This is a genomic window from Massilia sp. CMS3.1, assembly GCF_051262535.1.
In the GTDB taxonomy this organism is placed as follows: Bacteria; Pseudomonadota; Gammaproteobacteria; order Burkholderiales; family Burkholderiaceae_D; genus Telluria.
This window is the reverse complement of the sequence record NZ_JBIMES010000020.1, coordinates 1-13,055: the sequence shown is the minus strand read 5'-3', so window position 1 is coordinate 13,055 and position 13,055 is coordinate 1. Positions and strand designations below refer to the sequence as shown.

12 protein-coding genes are annotated in these 13,055 nt (G+C 62.6%); 3 read left to right on the top strand and 9 right to left on the bottom strand.

What is annotated here, in order from left to right; all coding sequences use genetic code 11:
• Window positions 1-27: 27 nt before the first annotated feature.
• The 7 genes from ACHAC9_RS21945 to ACHAC9_RS21915 all read right to left on the bottom strand — a co-directional run bounded on the left by ACHAC9_RS21945 (window position 28) and on the right by ACHAC9_RS21915 (window position 8,888).
• On the bottom strand, window positions 28-633 hold the full coding sequence (locus ACHAC9_RS21945) for a PEP-CTERM sorting domain-containing protein (protein ID WP_435763464.1): 606 nt from the start codon (window positions 631-633) through the stop codon (window positions 28-30).
• 138 nt (window positions 634-771) lie between these two features.
• A complete protein-coding gene (locus tag ACHAC9_RS21940; protein ID WP_435763462.1) occupies window positions 772-1,458 on the bottom strand; it encodes a pentapeptide repeat-containing protein in 687 nt (228 codons plus the stop codon).
• An 11-nt stretch (window positions 1,459-1,469) separates the two neighbouring features.
• Complete coding sequence (locus tag ACHAC9_RS21935; protein ID WP_435763460.1) at window positions 1,470-1,784, bottom strand: hypothetical protein; 315 nt, start codon at window positions 1,782-1,784, stop codon at window positions 1,470-1,472.
• A 135-nt stretch (window positions 1,785-1,919) separates the two neighbouring features.
• Window positions 1,920-4,709: a TonB-dependent receptor plug domain-containing protein gene (locus tag ACHAC9_RS21930; RefSeq protein ID WP_435763458.1), complete on the bottom strand. Its 2,790-nt coding sequence runs from the start codon at window positions 4,707-4,709 to the stop codon at window positions 1,920-1,922.
• A 371-nt stretch (window positions 4,710-5,080) separates the two neighbouring features.
• Window positions 5,081-6,328 (bottom strand): glycolate oxidase subunit GlcF, encoded by a 1,248-nt coding sequence (gene glcF / locus ACHAC9_RS21925; RefSeq protein WP_435763456.1) that lies wholly within the window; start codon window positions 6,326-6,328, stop codon window positions 5,081-5,083.
• A gap of 1 nt (window position 6,329) precedes the next feature.
• On the bottom strand, window positions 6,330-7,385 hold the full coding sequence (gene glcE / locus ACHAC9_RS21920; RefSeq protein WP_435763454.1) for a glycolate oxidase subunit GlcE: 1,056 nt from the start codon (window positions 7,383-7,385) through the stop codon (window positions 6,330-6,332).
• 9 nt (window positions 7,386-7,394) lie between these two features.
• On the bottom strand, window positions 7,395-8,888 hold the full coding sequence (locus ACHAC9_RS21915) for an FAD-linked oxidase C-terminal domain-containing protein (RefSeq protein WP_435763452.1): 1,494 nt from the start codon (window positions 8,886-8,888) through the stop codon (window positions 7,395-7,397).
• A 74-nt stretch (window positions 8,889-8,962) separates the two neighbouring features.
• Here ACHAC9_RS21915 and ACHAC9_RS21910 point away from each other — a divergent pair, with 74 nt between their 5' ends.
• From ACHAC9_RS21910 to ACHAC9_RS21900, 3 genes are read left to right on the top strand one after another with little or no spacing between them, the layout of a single operon-like run.
• On the top strand, window positions 8,963-9,538 hold the full coding sequence (locus tag ACHAC9_RS21910; protein ID WP_435763450.1) for a cob(I)yrinic acid a,c-diamide adenosyltransferase: 576 nt from the start codon (window positions 8,963-8,965) through the stop codon (window positions 9,536-9,538).
• Window positions 9,528-10,598, top strand: a complete 1,071-nt coding sequence (locus tag ACHAC9_RS21905) for a rhomboid family intramembrane serine protease (protein ID WP_435763448.1) — start codon at window positions 9,528-9,530, stop codon at window positions 10,596-10,598. The genes ACHAC9_RS21910 and ACHAC9_RS21905 overlap by 11 nt, the downstream gene beginning before the upstream one ends.
• Entirely contained in the window at window positions 10,595-11,311 is a 717-nt protein-coding gene (locus ACHAC9_RS21900; RefSeq protein ID WP_435763446.1) for a 2OG-Fe(II) oxygenase, read from the top strand. The genes ACHAC9_RS21905 and ACHAC9_RS21900 overlap by 4 nt, the downstream gene beginning before the upstream one ends.
• Window positions 11,312-11,406: 95 nt before the next feature.
• Here ACHAC9_RS21900 and pepA read toward each other — a convergent pair whose 3' ends face one another.
• Window positions 11,407-12,264: a flocculation-associated PEP-CTERM protein PepA gene (gene pepA / locus ACHAC9_RS21895; RefSeq protein WP_435763444.1), complete on the bottom strand. Its 858-nt coding sequence runs from the start codon at window positions 12,262-12,264 to the stop codon at window positions 11,407-11,409.
• 305 nt (window positions 12,265-12,569) lie between these two features.
• A partial coding sequence (locus ACHAC9_RS21890; protein WP_435763442.1) for a PEP-CTERM sorting domain-containing protein occupies window positions 12,570-13,055 on the bottom strand: 486 nt, incomplete at its 5' end.

Genomic DNA, 13,055 nt, shown 5'->3' with positions numbered 1-13,055 from the left:
CCAGCTCCGATGAGCAGGCTGCTCGACTCATGCCTTGCGGCGACGCGCGGCAATCCCAGCCAGGCCCAGGGCCAGCAGAGCAATGCTCGTCGGCTCGGGCACATCATTCGTCTGCGCGTTCGTGAAATCGACATTGTCCATCAGGGCGAGGCCGTCGCCACCCACGTTGAAGCGGACACTGTCGATCATCGTATTGGTAAAGCCCTGGAAGCTGTTGACGCCCAGGTAGCGACCGACGTTAAACGATTCGACTGCGGTACCTTTCAGATAGGAAGTAATCGTCGTACCCGCGCCATTCGTGACAAGGAAGAAGGACACGTCGGTAACGGCATTATCGAAATTGAAGCCGAAAGAATTGTTGATACCCGCGTAAAAATTCACGACTGCCGGTGCCTTGGTTGGCGCGAAGGTCTCGCCATACAAGCTGACTGCATTCAGTCCAAAGAAGGTAAGGCCATCGGCGGCATACGCATTGCTCACGTCCGCCCCAACGGATTGACCGGAGAAATCGATGGTGTATGAAGGCGCGGCGATGCCGTTACCTTGATTCGTCAAGACGGTGGCACTCGCGGCCGGAGTAACACATGCAGCTGCAAGAGCGACACACAATGCCAGGGTACGGGAAGCGTTCATTTTCAGGTCCTTAGTTATGGTTAATTATTATTTATAATAAGCAATAACTGTTCCACCTGAAACATATTGATAATAATCAAAGAGTTAGTGATATAAGGCAATTCAACAGCGCCGTCACTGTAAGATTTTTCGACATTCCTAGGCCACGTTCAAGCCCATCGCCTGCACGATCTCGGCCGCCTGGCGCGGTGAAATGGTTGCACCCGCGAACAGCTTGGCATTGAGAAGTTTCAATCCACCCAGGTTGGCTTCGCGCAGGTCGGCGCCATCAAAGCGCGTGTCCTTGATATGGGCTTCGCGCAGGCTGCCACCCTCGAACACGGTGTCGCGGAAATCGCAGCCCGACAAATCGGCGTCGGCGAAATCGAGGCCGACCAGCGTCATCTTGCGAAACGACATGCGGCGCAGGTCGGCGCCGATCAAGAGGGAGTCTTCGAACGACAGGCCGAGGTAGCTCACGTCTTCAAAAGCGGCGCCGGTGAGTTTGCAGCGCTTGAAAGCACAGGAGGCGAGCTTGGCGCGGCGCCAGACCGTGTTGTTCAGGTCCGAGGCGTCGAAGCGGGCGTCGACCAGGTCGGCGGATTCGAAGTCGGCGTGGCCGGCGCGGCAGCGCTGCCAGCGCGTGCGCGAAAGATTGGCCGCATAGAACGAGGTTTCAAGCAGCACGCAATTGCGAAAGCTGCTCTCCTGCAGATCCAGGCGCGAGAGGTCGGCGCCGGACAGGTCGCAGTCCTCGAAGACGAGCATGGCGTCGTCGTGCAGCAGTTGTTCGATGCGGCTACGGTCCAGCGTTTCGCCGGAAATCGTGATGGTTTGACGTGGCAAGTAAGGTCTTCTCAGCGCGTCTGGATTTCCGCCGAGCCGTGGATGACACAGCCACGGTTGACGTTTTCCAGGAAGCGGATCGCTTCCGCCATCAATGCCGACGACGGGACCAGGCGGTTCAGCCCGGGTTCGCTCGACACCCTGTCCAGCCCGTAGGCCAGCGCACGCGATACGTCCCGCCCGTGCCTGCCGTCGCTGTTATACAGGGCGTCGTAGACACCGACCTCTTCCCACAAGGGAACGAAACCGGGCGTGGTGGAGTCTTCGAACAGGACGACGGGGGCAGCGCCTCCCTCGTCGCGCACGAGGCGAAAGACTGAACTCATGGCGTACTCTTGTCGGTCATGGATGGGACGGCATGCTAGCACGGCGGCAAAAGACGTGTTGTGACGGGCAAAAAAAGACCAGGCCGAAGCCTGGTCTTTCGTACTACGTTCGTACTACTTCAGCCGATCAAAACATTAGAACTTGTAGGTTGCGGCAACGCCGAACGCGCGGAACTGCGGCGAGGTCGTGTTCCAGCCGTCACGGTACTGGATCGGACGGTCTTCGCCGAGCACGTTGTAGACGTACGCATTCAGTGTCACGTGCGGGATGCCCGTGTAAGCCAGGTTGTAGTCCAGGGTCGTGTGGTGGTCGACACGCGAGCAGTCAGCCATGTTCGCCGCGGCGACGTTTTGCGTCGCGCAGTAGGTCGGCGAACTGATGCTGTCGTTGGTATAGCCGCTGGCGTAGTTCCAGGTCAGGCCATTGTCGAAGTCACCCTTTTTCACGTTGGCGCGGGCTTTGACCGTCATGCGCGAACCGAAGTCCCAGGTACCAACCATGTTGCGGTCATAGACACCCTTGCCAACGTTGAAGGTCTGGTACTTCAGCACATACGTGCCGTCCAGCTTCAGGCGAACGTCCGTACCCAGCAACTTGATGCGGCCCGATGTATCGAAGTCAAGGCCCGAGACGCGCGTCTTGCCGCTGTTGACGTACGGGTTGTACACCAGGCCCAGCTGGTTAACGCCACCGTAGTTGAGGGTGGTGTTCGGCGCGTACTTGCGTGCTAGTGCCAGGAACTCGTTGTCGGCCGCGGTGCTGTCGATACGGACCAGCTGACCGGCCGGCAGGTTGGCTTCATCGGCCAGGATGTCGGCCGTCGTGCGGGTACCGATCTCGTTGCGGCGCTCGATGTGATAGTAGTCCATCGCCATCGACCAGTTCTTGATCGGTTGGAAGACGAAACCGGCGGTCAGCGAACGCGAGGTTTCCGGTTCCAGTTCCGGATTCGACGACACGAAGCTCGGCAGGCTGCCGACGCATTCCTGGACGCGGAAGCTGTTCGCCTGCACCTTGTCGCTAGCCGTCGCGCCGGCCCCGTTTTGCACCAGTGCGTTCAGTGCGTTGGCGGTCGGGCAGCGGCGTGGATCGACGACGCTGGTGGCGACCGAGCTGCGGCCGCGGCCGTCACCCGATTCGACGATGTTCGGTGCGCGGAAACCGCCCGATGCCGTTGCGCGCAGCAGCAGCTTGTCGTTGACCGTATAGCGCAGGCCCAGTTTCGGCGACACATGCGCATCGAAACCGGCGGTCTTGTCGGCACGCACGGCAGCGCTCAGTTCCAGGTTCTTGAAAACAGGAACCGTGGCTTCGGTGAACACGGCGTACTGGTTGACGCGGTCGGCAACTTGCAGGCCGAAGATGCCGACCAGCTCGCCATTCAGGACGTTATCCGAGCTCTTCATCCAGTAACCATTGCTGCGGATGTCGGTGCCGACAGCGATGCTCAACGGACCGGCCGGCAGTTGCATGACCGCGCCCGAGATGGTGGCGTCGAAGAACTTGATATCGGATTCGCCTTCGGTGGTACGAATCGGGAACATCGAGTTCAGCAGCGCTGGATCGTTTTGCTGGCCGAATTTGTAGGTAGCATTGTTGATCGCAGCGGTGTAGTTGACGGCGCTGACGGCGCGGGTGGCCTTCGTCGCCGACGATTTCATCCAGCCGGCAGCCGAACGCCAGTCGAAGCTGCCGATTGTGCCATCCAGCGACAGCATGGCGCGCCACTGGTCGGACTCAGTACGGTTGAAGTTGAAACCGTTGCCGGTGTCCATCATGCGCGCACGGTATTCGGTCGCGACGTTGTACGGGTTGTTTGGGTGGCCGACCGGCAGCTTCGGATACGAGTACGGTCCCACCATCTTGCCGGCGTTGACGTTGTACCAGACGCTCTGCGCGGCGGTCGTGCTCCCGTTGCTGACGCTGAACGGCGCCACGATGTAGTCGCTGGTCGCGCCGGCGGAGGTGAGCTCGAAGTTGGCGTTGATCGCGCTGCCAATCTTGAAGTGGGTGTTGCTGGCGATGGCGTGACGCTTGTTGTTGGTGGTCAGGCCGCTGTACGGCAGGACGTCCCATTTACAAAGCTTGTCGGCCGGGTCGATCGCGTCGGCAGGACAGCCCGGTGCGGCGACGATGTTGGTGCTGCTGCGGAAGTAGTTACCGGTTGGCGACAGGGTGCTCTTTGCATCCCAGGTCGAACGGCCCGGGGTCTTGCGGTGCCATGCCGGGTAGTAGTCCTTCAGGTCGCCGACGCTGTAGCCATCACGCTTGTAGAACTCGGCGCTGATGTAGGTGTTGAAGCCCTGCTTGTCGATGTCGCCGAAGCCGACGATGGCCGACACGCTACGGCTGCGGTCGTCGTGGAAATGCTGCGATTCGCGATGGTTCACGCGGATCTGGGCGCCCTGGTAGTCCTTGCGCAGGATGATGTTGATCACGCCGGCAATGGCGTCGGAGCCATAAATTGCCGAGGCGCCGTCCTTCAGGATTTCGATGCGTTCGATCGCGTCGCTGGCGATGGCGTCGAGGTTGGTGAAATTTTCCTGGGCGTTGTCCGCCAGGCCGTAATTGGCGATGCGGCGACCGTTGACCAGGATCAGGGTCGAGACCTTTTGCAGGCCGCGCATGCTCACACCCGAAGCGCCGGTGGCGAAACCGCCGCTGCTGGAGGTGGCCGAGTTCAGGCTGGTGTCGACCGAAGCAGTCGAGGTCAGGATGCCGAGTGCCGTCGTTTGGCCGGTACGTTCGATGTCATCGCGGGTCAAGACCTGGACAGAACCTGCGGCTTCGGCTTCGGTACGCTTGATGTTACTGCCGGTGACTTCCACACGCTGCATTGTGACAGCCGGATCGATCGGCTGCTGTGCCAGGGCGAAGGCCGGGTAGGCCAGGGTGACTGCCAGCGCGATGGCGCTTTTGCTCAAAGTACTCTTATGCTTCACAACGACTCCCGAATGGTAGATTTATTTTAACAACTCGCTGTCATGGTCCAGTCACATACATCTGACTAATAGCGTTGACGCGCATAAATACTGTTACACAACATTGATGCGTAGCAAAGTTGAGATCAAAAATTGCCTGCAGAGTCGTTAAATCCTGTAACTTCCGTCGCTTATTTGATACATTTTGTTACTTTACCGCAACTTAGCTGGTCAAGTCGTGTCAAGCGACTGTTTCGGTACGCCAATAGGGGACCGTCACGCGCCTCGCAAGGCGCGTGATCGAAGGAGAGAAATGACCAGATTGTTGGTCAACAGAGAATGCGCTGCCGTGTGCGCCAAGCCGGCCGGGCCGGTCAGCGCTGTGCGCCGGCAGTGGCCAGGGCCCGGTCCACCAGCTCGATCCAGTGCGTGACCGGCGTGTCGGTTCCCGATTGCAGGTGCGTCATGCAGCCGATGTTCGCCGACACGATTTCCTTCGCGCCGGTCGCTGCCAGGTTGGCCAGCTTGCGGTCGCGCAGTTCGTGGGCGATTCCGGGATGCAGCACCGAATAGGTGCCGGCCGAGCCGCAGCACAGGTGGCTGTCGGCGCACAGCACGACGTCGACGCCGGCCGCGCGCAATACCCCTTCGACCTTGCCGCGAATTTGCTGGCCGTGCTGCAGCGTGCATGGCGGGTGAAACGCGACGCGCCCGGTGATCTTGCCGCGCAGGCTGGCGGCCAGCTGCTCCTCGAACTCGGGCAGGATTTCCGACAGGTCGCGCGTGAGCATCGAGATGCGCCCTGCTTTCGCCGCGTAGGCGGGATCGTGGGCCAACAGGTGCCCGTATTCCTTGACCGTGACGCCGCAACCGGACGCCGTCATCACGATCGCCTCCACCTCCCCCGCCCCTTCCACATACGGCCACCAGGCGTCGATGTTGCGGCGCATGTCGTCCAGGCCGCCGGCCTGGTCGTTCAGGTGATAGCGCACGGCGCCGCAGCAGCCGGCCTTCGGCGCGACCACCAACTGCACGCCGAGCGCGTCGAATACACGCGCGGTGGCCGCATTGATGTTCGGCGCCATCGCCGGCTGCACGCAGCCATCGAGCACCAGCATCTTGCGTGCATGCGTGCGCGTCGGCCAGTGGCCGGCGTGGCGCGGGCGTTGCAGTTTATCCTGCAGCTCCTTCGACAGGAGGGGCCGCAGCGCGCTGCCCGCTTTGAAAGCCGGCTTGAACAGGCTCGTGCGCGGCAGGAACTCTTTCAACATCGTCCGCCTGATGCGGTCCGCTGGGGGACGCGGCACGCGTTCGTCCACCACGCGGCGTCCGATATCGACCAGGCGCCCGTACTTTACGCCCGACGGGCAGGTCGACTCGCAGTTGCGGCAGGTCAGGCAGCGGTCCAGGTGCAATTGCGTCTTGCGGGTGGGCTCGGCGCCTTCGAGCACCTGCTTGATCAGGTAGATGCGCCCGCGCGGGCCATCGAGCTCGTCGCCCAGCAGTTGATAGGTCGGGCAGGTTGCGGTGCAGAAGCCGCAGTGCACGCAGGCACGCAGGATCGCTTCGGCCTCGTCGCCATCCGCGGTGCCCTTGATGAAATCGGCCAGGTTGGTTTGCATGCTAGAACATTCGTCCGGGATTGAAAATGGTCGCAGGGTCGAAGGCCGTTTTGAGGCGCTCGTGGATGCGCGCCACGGCGGGCGCCAGCGGCTGGAACACGCCGACAGTCTTGTCGCCGCCGCGGAACAGGCTCGCATGGCCGCCGGCGGCGGCGACAAGGCGGCGGATCATGGCCGCGTCGCTTGACGATGCGCGCAGCCAGCGTTGCGCCCCGCCCCACTCGATCAGCTGTTCGCCGCCCGTCACGATCGCGCCCGTGGTCGACGGCACCGACAAGCGCCACAGCGGCGTGTCGCCCTCGAAGAAAGCATGGCGCTGTTCGCGCAAGTGCGCCCAGAAGCTCGCACAGTCGGGCATTACCTGCCCGCCCAGCGAGCGCACCGCCGCGTCGACCGCGGCGCGGGCGCCGGACAGGCGCAGCGCCAGCACACCCTGGTGCCAGCAGCTGCCGGAAATGGGCAGCGGCTGGCCGCCCCAGGTATTGAGCATGCGGATCGCCTCGATCTCGCTGGTCTCGAAGCGCAGCGTGGCTTCACGCACCGCGCGCGGCAGCACCTTGACGGACAGTTCCAGCATCAGCCCGAGCGTACCCATCGACCCGGCCAGCAAGCGCGAGACGTCGTAGCCGGCCACGTTCTTCATGACCTGGCCGCCAAATTTCAATACTTCGCCCTTGCCGTCCATGAGTGTCGCGCCCAATACAAAATCGCGCACGGCGCCGCTGGTGGCGCGGCGCGGGCCGGACAATCCCGCAGCGACGGCGCCGCCAAAGGTGGCGCCGTCGCCAAAATGCGGCGGCTCGAAGGCCAGCATCTGGTTTTGCGCGGCCAGCACGGCCTCGATCTCGGCAAGCGGCGTGCCGCAGCGCGCCGTGATCACCAGTTCGGTCGGCTCGTAGTCCACCACGCCGGTGTGAATGCGCGTATCGAGGATCTCGCCGCTTGAAGGTAAAGGGCCGCCGTACCAGTCCTTGGTGCCGCCGCCGCGGATGCGCAGTGGCGTCTTGCCGGCAGCGGCTTGACGTACCTGCTCCCTGAATTGTTGAATCGCTTGCATTGTCTCTTTCTAGAAGCGCGGAAGATCGGGGAAGGGCACGGCCCCGTGATGCACATGCAGCTTGCCGAACTCGGCGCAGCGGTGCGGGGTCGGGATCGCCTTGTCCGGGTTGAGCAGCATCGGCACGTCGAAGGCGCGCTTCACCGCGAAGAACATGTCGAGCTCCGGCCGTCCGAACTGCACGCACATCGAATTGATCTTTTCCATGCCCACGCCATGCTCGCCCGTGATCGTGCCCCCGACTTCGACGCACAGCGCCAGGATCGCCGCGCCAAAGGCTTCGGCGCGGTCGAATTCGCCCGGCTGGTTCGCATCGAACAGGATCAGCGGATGCAAATTGCCGTCGCCCGCGTGGAACACATTGGCGCAGCGCAGGCCGTAGGTCGTTTCCATCGCCTCGATCCCGGTCAGCACCTGCGCCAGGTGCTTGCGCGGAATGGTGCCGTCCATGCAGTAGTAATCCGGCGAGATGCGCCCCGCTGCCGGGAAGGCGTTCTTGCGCCCGGACCAGAAGCGCATCCGCTCGGCCTCGGTTTGCGAGACCGCGATCGCGCTGGCGCCGGCCGCTTCCAGTACTTGCGTCATGCGCTCGATCTCTTCAGCCACTTCCAAAGGCGTGCCGTCGGCCTCGCACAGCAGGATGGCGGCGGCATCGGTGTCGTAGCCGGCGTGCACGAACGGCTCGACCATGCGCGCCGAGGTGCGGTCCATCATCTCCAGGCCGGCCGGGATGATGCCGGCCGCGATCACGCTGGCCACCGCATTGCCGCCGGTTACGACATCATTGAACGAGGCCATGATGACCTGCGCCGCGGCCGGTTTCGGCACCAGTTTTACCGTCACCTCGGTCACGATGCCGAGCATGCCTTCCGAGCCGATGAAGACGGCCAGCAAATCGAGGCCCGGCGCGTCGAGCGCTTCGCTGCCCAGTTCAATGATCTCGCCGTCGATGGTGGCCACGCGCACGCGCAGCACGTTGTGCACGGTGAGGCCGTATTTCAGGCAGTGCACGCCGCCCGAGTTCTCGGCCACGTTGCCGCCGATGGTGCAGGCGATCTGCGAGGACGGGTCCGGCGCGTAATACAGGCCGTACTGGGCCGCGGCTTCCGAGATGGCGAGATTGCGCACGCCGGGCTGGACGACGGCCGTGCGCGCGTAGTCATCCACGCGCACGATGCGGTTCAGGCGCGCGGTCGACAGCACCACGCCGTCGTGAATCGGCAGCGCCCCGCCCGACAGGCCGGTGCCGGCGCCGCGCGGCACGATCGGCACTTTCAGCGCGCGGCAGACGTTCAGGACCGCCAGCACCTGCTCTTCGTTTACCGGGAGCGTGACGATCATCGGCAACTGGCGGTAAGCGGCCAGGCCGTCGCATTCGTAAGGACGCGTATCTTCCGGATCGGACAGGACGGCGCCGTCCGGCAATACTGCACGCAGGGCGGCGGCCACTTGCTGGCGGCGCTCGATGGGGGCACTGAGGGGGACTTGGAGGGATGCGGACATCCTTCGATTGTAAGCACAATCGCATCGTTTTGTCGTATCCTCGGGCTATCTTTTTTTCAAGGCAGGCCATCATCATGGGTAATCGACTTTCCAAAATCGCCACGCGCACCGGAGACGACGGCAGCACGGGCCTCGGCGACGGCAGCCGTACCGGCAAGGACAGCGCCCGCGTCCACGCCCTGGGCGAAGTGGACGAACTCAATTCCTTCGTCGGCCTCTTGCTGTGCGAGGACATGCCGCCAGACCTGCGCGAGGAGCTGGTTTCGATCCAGCACGACCTGTTCGACCTGGGCGGCGAGCTGTGCATCCCCGGCTACCAGATGATCAAGGACGAGCATGTCGCGCGCCTGGACGATCTGCTGGAAAAGTACAATGCCGACCTGCCGACCCTGAAGGAATTCATCCTGCCGGCCGGCTCGCGCGCGGCCTCGACGGCGCATGTGTGCCGCACGGTCTGCCGCCGCGCCGAGCGCGCCATCGTCGCGCTGTCGAAACAGGACACCATCCACCCGCAGCCGCGCCAGTACGTGAACCGCCTGTCGGACCTGATGTTCGTGCTGGCGCGCGTGCTGAACCGCTTCGCTGGCGGGAGCGATGTGCTCTGGAACCACGAGCGCAAGCGCGGCCAGGGCGTTGCCGATGGCAAGTAGTACCAGCAGCACCAGTACCGTTTTCGAGGTTCGTTTCTATACGGCCGGGGCCAAGTGGCCGACCAACCCTTTCCGCTTGCGCGGCCAGGGCGAGCTCGCCATCGAGACCGATTTCGTGTTCGTGCGCGGCACGCCGCAGCGCCTGTTCCTGTCGCGCCGCGAAGAGCACAAGCTGCGCCGTGTCGACATCATCAACGCCTATGCCAGCGGCCAGGATGTCTGGTTCGACGTGGTCGGCGTGAAGGGCGACATGACGATCGGCTTTACCGCGCCTGATCGCGAGACGGCTGCGCGCATTGTCAGCCTGCTGCCCACGCGCCAGAGCGAGACCTTCGTGCGCGAGCACGAGGAAAACGAAGTCTTCCACGACCGGATCGACTACTGGAGCCCGTCGACGCCGGTGATCTGGGGCCTGCTGGCGGCAAATATCGGCATCTTTGCGCTGATGTGGCTCGCCCTCAAGCATTTCCAGTCGGAGCTGGTCGGTCCCCTGCGCCAGCTGTTCGCGCTGCAGCCGAACGCTTCGGCGATCCTGCATGCGCAGCAACTGGTCGAATGGGGCTCGAACGTCGGCCGGCTCACGCGCGGCGGGCAATGGTGGCGTTTGGTGAGTTCGATGTTCCTGCACGGGAGCCTGCTGCACCTGGTGTTCAACATGCTGGCGCTGTGGCAGGTCGGGCGCCTCACCGAACGCATCTTCGGCAGCACGCGCTTCGTCGCCCTGTATTTCCTCGCCGGCGTCTCGGGCAGCATCGCCAGCGTGCTGTGGAATCCGCATGTGAACAGCGTCGGCGCCTCGGGTGCGATCTTCGGCATCATCGGCGGCCTGCTGGCCTTCCTCGGCCGCGCCAACAGCGGCGTGCCGCCGACCGTCGTCTCCGAGCTGCGCTCCTCGCTCGTGCCGTTTTTACTGTTCAGCCTATGGATGGGCTTCGTGTATCCGCACACCGACAACGCGGCCCATATCGGCGGCCTGGTCGGCGGCTGGCTGGCGGGACATTTGCTGGCGCGCTCGATTCATTTGCCGCCCCAGGCAAGTGCGAAAGGGACATCACCGTGAACGACTTCATCGGCATCTACGACGGCGCCCTCACGGCGCAACAATGCGACGCCATCGTGGCGCGCTTCGAGGCCAGCGACAAGGTGGCGCGCGGGCGCACCGGCAATGGCGTCGACACCAGCAAGAAGGACAGCTGGGACCTCACCATCGGACCGCACCCCGAGTGGCATGACGTCGGCAACCTGATGATGGCGGCTGTGGCGCAGCATCTCACCAACTACATCGACCAGTACCGCGCACTGGTGCTGGGCGCGCTGGCGCCGATGGTGGCGCACCCGCAGAGCGGGCAGCCGGTGGCATTGTCGCTGGCGAACTTCGACGAATGCGGCCGGCCGCACCTGGCTGCGCTGCTGCAGTCCATGTACCGCTGCGGCCCGATCAACCTGCAAAAATACCTGCAGGGGCTTGGCGGCTATCACCACTGGCATTCCGAGATCTATCCGCAGAACGCCAGCTGCGACACCCTGCACCGGGTACTGCTGTTCCAGTTCTACCTGAACGACGTGAAGGAAGGCGGCGAGACCGAATTCCTGTACCAGCAGCGCAAGGTCGACGCCAGAAAGGGCCGCCTGATCATCGCGCCGGCCGGGTTTACGCATACGCACAAGGGTCATGTGCCGGTCAGCGGCGACAAGCTCATTGCGACTTCCTGGATCCTGTTCCGCCGCGCCGAAGAGCTGTTTGGAAAGCCGGCGACCCAGGCGGCCCGCTAGCCGCGCATCCCGAATAAAAAATGCCAGTCAGCTGGGCTGACTGGCATTCCGGCTGGCCCCTTGTCATCAAGGGCCAAGCTGTATGTAACAGGTGATTACGCCTTCTTGGCGCGCTTGCGGCTCACGAAGCCGGCGCCCAGCAGGGCGATACCGAACAGGGCCAGCGAACCTGGCTCTGGCACTTCAGCCAGCTTGAACTGACCGTTGTTGCCAAGGAAGATGTTACCTGGGCCGTTGGCGTAGCCGGTGCCGTTGCAACCAGCACCTTTGAAACCGGCGAATTCGCAGGCAATTTCACTCACCTGCACGCCGTCTGGGCGGCCGACGGTGTTGGCGTTGGTGAAGGCGAAGGCCAGGATCGATTCCAGCGACAGGTCGTCGCCGTTTTCGCGGAAGAAGTAGCCAGCGTCCAGGGTACCAGTGTCGGCCTTGGCGAACACGGTGACTTGACCGTTGTTGGTTGGCGAGCCGCTCGCATCGACCAGGCCGCCGCCGCCAGCCATCACGGTAAAGGTAGCGATTTCGTTGCCCAGGTTGGCGCCGTAGAAGCCGTCGGTGCTGCCGTACTGGTTGTTCGTCGGGTTCTGGTACATGCGGATGGTGCCGCCGGTGAACGAGAAGGCGCCGTTGAAGGTACCGTTACCGGCACCGACGAAAGTTGCGGTGATGTTGCCGCCTGGGTAGTTCACTGGGAACAGCTTGCCGTTGGCGTCAGCCTGGACGATGTTGAACACAGCGTGCTCGGTGAACGAGAAGCTGTTGGCGCCGGTTGGGGTGATCTGGATGAAGGCATTGCCGTTCACGTCCAGCGATTCCTTGACCGTCTGACCAGCGGCGAAGCCGGTGCCGATTGGGTTGAAGACCCAGTCGTTCATCACGGTAGCGGCGTTGGCGCTACCAGCAAAGCTCATTGCAACAGCGGCGGCACAAGCGAGTTTTTTCAGAAATTTCATGATTGGTAGTCTTTTCGTATTCAGTAGTTCGATGAGGTGAAGCTATCTCCTCATCAGCAATTTGTGTGCCAGATTTTAATAACCGTTTAAAATCAGATAGTTAGAGATAAATGTTAACTCGCTGAAAACTGATATGTAAAGAATTCCGACTCAATTCCCATTGCTCGCCATCTCTGCGACCCTTTTTTTGTGGGCACAAAGTTAACGATCGTTGCGAGTTCCAAATGAAAAATGCCAGTCAGCTGGGCTGACTGGCATTTTGGCTGGCCCCTAATCATCAAGGAGCCAAGCTGTATTCGAACGTATTACGCCTTCGTGGCGCGCTTGCGGCTCACGAAGCCGGCGCCCAGCATGGCGATACCGAACAGGGCCAGCGAACCTGGCTCTGGCACTTCGGCCAGCTTGAACTGACCGTTGTTACCCAGGAAGATGTGGCCTGGGTCGTTAGCGTAAGGGCGACCGTTGCAACCAGCACCTTTGTAACCAGCAAACTGGCAGGCGATTTCGCTCACTTGCAGGGCGTCTGGACGACCAACGGTGTTGGCGTTGGTGAAGGCGAAGGCCATCACCGATTCCAGCGACAGGTCGTCGCCGTTTTCACGGAAGAAGTAGCCAGCGTCCAAGCTACCAGTGTCGGCCTTGGCGAACACGGTGACTTGACCGTTGTTGGTTGGCGAGCCGCTCGAATCGACCAGGCCGCCGCCGCCAGCCATCACGGTGAAGGTAGCGATTTCGTTGCCCAGGTTGGCGCCGTAGAAGCCCTCGGCGCTGGCGTACTGGCCGTTCGCCTT

Excerpts from the sequence above, each read along its gene's own strand:
- ACHAC9_RS21945 (WP_435763464.1), bottom strand. The coding sequence starts at position 633 with ATGAACGCTTCCCGTACCCTGGCATTGTGTGTCGCTCTTGCAGCTGCA.
- ACHAC9_RS21935 (WP_435763460.1), bottom strand. The coding sequence starts at position 1,784 with ATGAGTTCAGTCTTTCGCCTCGTGCGCGACGAGGGAGGCGCTGCCCCC.
- glcF (WP_435763456.1), bottom strand. The coding sequence starts at position 6,328 with ATGCAAACCAACCTGGCCGATTTCATCAAGGGCACCGCGGATGGCGAC.
- glcE (WP_435763454.1), bottom strand. The coding sequence starts at position 7,385 with ATGCAAGCGATTCAACAATTCAGGGAGCAGGTACGTCAAGCCGCTGCC.
- ACHAC9_RS21915 (WP_435763452.1), bottom strand. The coding sequence starts at position 8,888 with ATGTCCGCATCCCTCCAAGTCCCCCTCAGTGCCCCCATCGAGCGCCGC.
- ACHAC9_RS21910 (WP_435763450.1), top strand. The coding sequence starts at position 8,963 with ATGGGTAATCGACTTTCCAAAATCGCCACGCGCACCGGAGACGACGGC.
- ACHAC9_RS21905 (WP_435763448.1), top strand. The coding sequence starts at position 9,528 with ATGGCAAGTAGTACCAGCAGCACCAGTACCGTTTTCGAGGTTCGTTTC.
- pepA (WP_435763444.1), bottom strand. The coding sequence starts at position 12,264 with ATGAAATTTCTGAAAAAACTCGCTTGTGCCGCCGCTGTTGCAATGAGC.